6 protein-coding genes and 1 pseudogene are annotated in these 6,444 nt (G+C 64.3%); 3 read left to right on the forward strand and 4 right to left on the reverse strand.

Going from position 1 to position 6,444, the window contains the following annotated elements; genetic code table 11:
• The 3 genes from AC2VOK_RS06080 to AC2VOK_RS06090 all read left to right on the forward strand — a co-directional run.
• Positions 1-623 (forward strand): hypothetical protein (locus tag AC2VOK_RS06080; RefSeq protein ID WP_428899676.1); only part of this gene is annotated, 623 nt, incomplete at its 5' end.
• A 5-nt stretch (positions 624-628) separates the two neighbouring features.
• A complete protein-coding gene (locus tag AC2VOK_RS06085) occupies positions 629-1,045 on the forward strand; it encodes a hypothetical protein (protein WP_428899677.1) in 417 nt (138 codons plus the stop codon).
• A 212-nt stretch (positions 1,046-1,257) separates the two neighbouring features.
• Positions 1,258-2,094, forward strand: coding sequence for a hypothetical protein (locus tag AC2VOK_RS06090; protein ID WP_428899678.1), 837 nt, complete (start codon positions 1,258-1,260; stop codon positions 2,092-2,094).
• A 560-nt stretch (positions 2,095-2,654) separates the two neighbouring features.
• Here AC2VOK_RS06090 and AC2VOK_RS06095 read toward each other — a convergent pair.
• From AC2VOK_RS06095 to AC2VOK_RS06110, 4 genes and pseudogenes are all read right to left on the reverse strand, one after another.
• Complete coding sequence (locus tag AC2VOK_RS06095) at positions 2,655-3,695, reverse strand: helix-turn-helix domain-containing protein (protein ID WP_428899679.1); 1,041 nt, start codon at positions 3,693-3,695, stop codon at positions 2,655-2,657.
• Positions 3,692-4,273 carry a hypothetical protein gene (locus AC2VOK_RS06100; RefSeq protein ID WP_428899681.1) on the reverse strand — a complete coding sequence of 194 codons (582 nt, stop codon included), beginning with the start codon at positions 4,271-4,273 and terminating at the stop codon, positions 3,692-3,694. The genes AC2VOK_RS06095 and AC2VOK_RS06100 overlap by 4 nt, the downstream gene beginning before the upstream one ends.
• A gap of 206 nt (positions 4,274-4,479) precedes the next feature.
• Positions 4,480-4,692 (reverse strand): annotated as a pseudogene (locus AC2VOK_RS06105) (ISL3 family transposase); the annotation flags it as partial.
• Positions 4,693-5,166: 474 nt separating this feature from the next.
• A partial coding sequence (locus AC2VOK_RS06110; protein ID WP_428899680.1) for an IS1380 family transposase occupies positions 5,167-6,444 on the reverse strand: 1,278 nt, incomplete at its 5' end.

Genomic DNA, 6,444 nt, shown 5'->3' on the forward strand with positions numbered 1-6,444 from the left:
TCGAGCGGGATCTAGACCGCCAGCGTGTCTCTGCGGCTGAGCGATTGGCACGGGCTGAAGATCGCCGGATCGTCCACGCCGCGTTCAACGAGGGCAAGATCGGTGGCAACAAGGTCGAATTCTGGTGCGACGCACTGCAACGTGACCGGGAAGGCAACCGCGCGGTCCTCGCGGCGTTGGCGCCCGGTTTGCCGCCTGACAGGAAGTTGCCCGTCGATCCCGAAGCCGAACAGGCCCACCGAAGCGTCCTGCGCCGCCTCGGTGTCCAGGAGCCGGCTCGCCAGGTGCAGGCCGCCAGCGATGAAACTCCGTATCAGCGCGGCGTGCGGGAACACGATCAGCGTGTACGAGACCAAAAGCGCGTCACGTATGACGATCTCGGATTACCCATCGCACCTGTTCCCGCGCCGGTCGTCGTCTCCCGCGGGAAACCAAAGCAGCTGTGGACTGATCAAGAGAAGGCCGACGCGCTGCAACGCCAACTGGGGCAACGCTTCTGGCCCGGTACGAAGCCGCCACCCAAGGGTGATCAGGTGTACATCCCGAGCCCCAACGATCCGTACCAGTACGACGAGGCCACCGGCGAGTGGCGATCCAAGCAAAACTACCAAGCGAGAGGGTGACACTCATGCAACTTCCCGCGCTGAACCTACCGATGGGCCAGCAAGGAGCCTGGAAGCCGGCATACAAAGTCATTGCGCCGCTAGTGGTTCCGAAAGACCAGCAAGGCCGCTTGGTTCATGCTTATCGAGGCTCACTGCTGGGCTGGCTGTCCGATGAGCAAGCCGCACACTTCTTGCGCCACAACCTCGTTGAGCGCATCGCCGAGCCGGACGCGCCCGAGCTGCCACCTAGTTCCGTTGTAGGGGAATGCGTCTCGGCGTTCGCCCAGCTGGGCGTGCCGCTGAACGCTGGCAGGCCGACAGCCTCGAAAGCCCTACGCGACAACGGCCGCAAGTTCTCGAACGAGGCCATTGCCGAGGCCGTTCGCATACGGCAGGCCCAAGCACCCATCGATGAAGATCGCGACTTCGAGGTCGTCTGAGAACTTCCCTGTCCCGACGTGCCTTCTTGGTTCCGAACGTGCGGGACAGGGAACGGTGCCCGGCCGGTCGCCGCTGCTCGGGTAGGCAGCGCACCGACCGGGCACCAACCAACGACAGGAGGTTCACGGATGGACGCACAGCAAGCGCAGCAGCGGACCCTAGGCGATGAGCACACAGCGTTGCTTGGCCCGGGGATTTAAAGTGTCTCGGTATGGCGAAACCGGCCTTGATCGGAATAGATAGGTTGTCGCGGCAAGAGCAGGCCGCTTGCCTAATCGCTGTTCGGACGCTCGATGCGAGCCGTGCGGAAGCATGGGACGTCGACGGCCGTCAAAACGCCGTGGACGTGATGTTGACACTCGCGGACGGTCGTACGGCAGCCTTCGAGGTGACGAACTTAGCGGCGGACGGCGCACTTGAAACTGCCAGTTTGCTGGCCCGAGACAACCACAAATGGCCAGTGCCTGGGATGTGGTTTTGGAGTATCGACGTCGGTTCGCCGCAAGATCTTCGCCGACTACGGCAGTGCTATCAAAAGATCATCTTGATCTGCGAAGCCGACGGTATCGCATACCCCCAGCAGCACCCGAGTGTATGGACGCCCGCCGTAGACCCAGACCTCCAATGGCTTGTAGAGCATTCGTCATGCACGATGGTGGGTCACCCAGAACAGCTTGCGAGCACCATGCAGAATCCGGGCGCAATGGTCGTGCCGGTCGTGGGCAGCGGCTTTATTGATGAGTCGTTATCGGGCTTTGCAAATGAACTGCGCACGGCATTCAACGCTCCACACATTCCGCCGCATTTTGCGAAGCTCGCGAGCGCCGTCGCCGACGAACGGCACTTGTTCATCCCGCTTCACGCGAGTGCCCTCCCGTTCAGGATTTCATCGGTGCTCATGTTCGAGGATGCTCTGCCCGCTGAGCCACCGCCGGTTCCGGCGCACATCACGTATCTTTGGCTGGCGCCAGAGTACTCGCGCCGAGTGCTCCTTTGGAGCCGACTGCACGGCTGGCGCAACCACTTCCCCTACGCCACTGGACCGTGACCCCCCTCCCCCCCAAAAAAATCAGGGGGGAGGGGGGTGTGGCGACCGCTTGCTCCGTCACGAATTTTTTTACACAGGACCCAAAAAATCGGGGAACCTGCCCATGCCACGCAGAAAAACCGCTGGTCAGCGTGGGAATTCCCCGGAGGATTTCCCGATGTTCGTGCTGCGTGGCTGCGGGTTTTTCGGGACGGCTTCAAGCGCGAGGACGCGCCGACGGTGACACTGTGCCCGCGCTGTCCGGGACAGTTGTCGGTCGCGTCCACTGCCAGCCGGCGCCACACCCGCTCCGCCCAGACAGCCAAGCCGCAGCCGGAATACGGGGGGTTGCGTCCAGGCCGATGTCAGCGTCGCCCTCCCGCAGGTTTGCGCAGGCGCAAGCGTGCCCCGCGGCCGGCCACCGACGAGGTGCGGGAGCAACCTGCTGGCCGGCGCCCGCGCCGCGGGAACGGCTCATGGGGCGCCGCGTGGGGGGCGCAGGGGCTGCGGGCGCGCCGAGGGGAGCCATCGAGCTATTCGACCGGCGCTGTCGCGGACGGTGGAACAGCAAACCGGGACTCTTACACGACGCGAAGCCGACTGCTGTCAGGGCGGAACGGATTGTCACTGGGGTCTGCATAGCCGGCGATCGTTGCAGCTTGGTCGTCGGTGAAGCCCCGCGTGCGCAACGCCTTGCCGATGTGAATCGGTAGCGCAGGTTTCTCAGCCACGATGAACTCGATGTCGGGTTCGTTGGCCTTCCAACCGCGCGCGTTCATCATCTTGTAGAACTTGGTGCGGGATTCAGGGGTTACGAGGCCCATTCGATACGCGCGCTCCAATAACGCCTGCATCGAAACACCCCACTCCCGCTTGAGATCACGCAACTTGCCCAGGTCAAGTCGACGCAGTTCGTAGCGGATTTCGTCGGCAGGCATGAGGAGTTCAGCGGCGAACCGGTTGGCCTCGTCTTCCATCTGCTCGGTTGGACCGTTGGAGTGCAGAACGAGGTGGCCAAGCTCGTGGGCTTTGGTCAGCCGTTTGCGGTCTGGTGCGGCGTTGGCGTTGATCAGGATGACTGGGTGATCGTCGACCCATTGGGACAATCCGTCGATGCGCTGGGTGGCGAAGTCCTCCTCGAATACGAGGCAGCCCGCGGCTTCCATCCACCTTGTCAGGTTGACCACGGGCCCCATAGGCATGCGCCATTGGGCGCGCACCAGCTTGGCGGCGTCCTCAGGTGTGGTGAACTCGGGATCGAATGCCGGAACGTGCTGCTCGCTGGTGATCGAGATTTCCTCGAAGAGGAACGATGCATGCACTCGCAGCAGGTTCAGGCGGGCCTCCATTTGCCGCCAGGCCGACGCTTTGGTGGTCTTCTGGCGCCGCATGTGTGCATCCACTGCGAGGGCACCCCGAAATCGGTTGCCGTGCGTGAGTAATTCCTCGGTCACGCGCAGGATGGTGGCCAATTTGGCCAGCGTGTCCTTATCCGGGTCGCGGTCGCCCGATTCGTACCTGTTGATCGTCGGTTGGGTCGTCCCCACCATCTCGGCCAGTTCGGTCTGGGTGAGTCCCCGCGCCTTTCGGGCGATCGCGAGTACGTCTCCCAGTCCGTTCATTGGTCCCCTGATGCTCCTGGCTCGGTTTCGTCGCCCAGCTCTCCCAAGTCGATAGACGGCAGCGTCGGTTCGATCGGGGTCCAGGTCACGTTCACACCCTCGGCCGGCTCGTCCAACTCGACGGCCCAGATGACGTTATCCTTCCCGTCGCGCAGCGACAGAAGCGGAGCCTCAATTTCGCGTTCTTCGGGGTCCCACCGATAGCCGACCGCGATGCGGACCTCTTCCAGCCCAGGTAATGCGTATTGGCTGCCCTGCTGCCAGAATTCGATGGCGGTTCGCGTGGGGTAGGTGCTGATCTTGTCTCCGGAGAGATGGCGTTTGACACGCAGCCGAAGATGAGGTCCGACGGCGATTTCGCGGGTGGGCCCCCGCTCGATGATCATCGTGGCCGGATCACTTTCGATCGCGGCGATGAGACGCGCCCAGATCCGGTCATGGATCAGGTTGGACAGGCATCGGCTGTGCATGGTTGGAAACCAGCCGGGGCGCCACTCGCGCATATCGCGTACGTCGCCACGCGTGCCCCTGACAGAGTCCACCAGAGCGGTCAGGAACTTGTCGCCGAGCTCGGCGATGATCTCGTCGTCGGTCGGATATGGGTCTGAAAACATACCGGAAAATATACCAGCGGGTGCCGACAAGATCGGGAGTTCCGCAGCCCCGACGCGCCCAGAGGCTTCCGGCGAAGCCGCCCTCGGCCAGGACACGCACGACGATTTCTGTCCACTGGCGCAACCGCGACTCAGTTCGCGAACGCGGCGCGGCCACGCTGCCCAGGTTTCTGGTTGAACACCGCCGGTCCACACTCGACGCTGGTGCAGCGGTAGCGCGGGACGGCGACTCGTAGCACAGCGGGTAGCCGGCCACCGGCAGATCGGTCAACGGCCCGAGTCACGATGTCGCGGTAGCGTCCGTCATGTTCGCAGTCCGGGCAGCGCGGGATCGCGGGCCCACCAACGGCCGCGTCGGTGATCCCCACCTCGATGGTGCGCATGATCGTGTCGGCAACAGACGGAGGACAGGCAGTAGCCTCGGACAACGGGCAACCTCGGTGGTGTTGGTCGAGCTCGGTGTAGGGAACGCGCATCGTCACCCCGAGGCCCCGGCCTCTGGCATTCCCATTCCTTCCCAACTGGATCCGGATTCGCGACGACGGGCTTACGCGCTATTTTGAGTACGCATTCAACGGCGGCGACTGGATAACGCTATATAGCTGCAGCCGTACTGATTTCATCACCCCGGTAGCCTGGTCGGGTGGTTATCAAACGGCCGCACTTCGTGCCAAGGACCTACCTCGATTTTTCATGGTGGGTCGGGCGTTCCCGTGAGGTGTGCTGAGGTCTGCTGGTGGGCGTGGTTTTCGGTCGCAGGGTAGGTGTCGGCGCCGCGTGTCGGGCGGTGGCGCCGGGTTCCTTGGTCCCGGTGGGTGTTACTCCTTCCGTGGGTTGCGGGGACGGGGGCGGGGTGGTCAGGGGATAGCCAGCACGCGGTGGAACGCGGTTTCCAGTTGGGTTGCCCAGGGCCACGTTTGGGGTATTCGCAGGATCTGTTTGCGGGAGTGTTTGATGATGCGGGCCGCGGTGTGCAGCAGCCGGTAGCGCAGGGTCTGTGGTTCGGCGACGGCCAGGGTGCCATCGAGCAGCAGCAGCCGGGTCCAGCACAGCAGGTCGATGGCCAGGGCGACTGCGGCCATCCACGCGCGGTTCATCGCATAGGACGATGACGGCCATTTGGCCAGGCCGGTGTCTTTGGCGCAACGGATGAATCCTTCGACGCGGGCGTGCACGCGGTGGCGGGCTTCCAGACGCTGGGCTTGCCCGCCGGCGGTGTTGGTGGCCACGGGTTGGTAGCGGTAGCCGTTGGTCTGCTCGAACAGCGACAGCTGGGCTCCGGTCTCGATGGGTTCGCGGCGCACCAGGATCCGCATCCCCGCGGGCCAGGTGTGCAGTTGGTCGCCGCCGTGGCTTTCCCGCAGCAGGCCGGTGACCTCGGCGACCTGTGCGTCCTCGCGCGGGGTGCCGGTGGCATCCAGTGCTGGTTCCCACCCGGTCTCGGGCAGCAGCGCCAGCGCGGCACGCACCCGGGCATCCAGGTCGAAGCCGACCGAATACGCGATGCTGTAGCCGGCGCGGGTGTTGAGCTTGGTGATGTGGTCGATCACCTTGTGGCTGGAGCCCGCACCGTCGATGGTGATCAGCAGGTTGTGCCGCCACTTGGCGGGGATCGCGGTGATCGCGGCGTCGATGATGGCGATGTGATCGGCGGCGGTGTTGGAGCCGGCGTTACCGGCACGGGCGATGATGGCCAGCAGCTCGCCGGTGTTGTCACACCACGCGGTCAACGGATGAAAACCCCAACCGCCCTTGAAATTTCCCGCTGCCGATTCCTTATCGGAGTACGAGGTGATCAAGGTGGCGTCGATGCGGATGCAGATCACATCATCGAGATCGCCGTAGCAGGTCCGCACCGGCGGAATCTTCCCGTGGCGGGCCTCGATGCGCTCCCACACCCGGGCGCGGACCCGATCCCGCGCCAGCGCCAGCCGCTTCAGCGCCGCGCCGTCGAGTTCGTTGAGTGCCCGCCATGCCGTGGTGGTCGAGGCGACCGGCCCGAACACCCGCTTTTGATCGCCCAGGACCGCGATGTCGCAGATGCTGGTCGCGCCGTCGGCGATCCCCACCGCCAGGTCCCGCATCACCGCTCCCCGGTCGTGGACCACGTCCGGCCGGTACAGCGCATCCGACAA

The organism is Mycobacterium sp. TH-M116 (assembly GCF_057473685.1).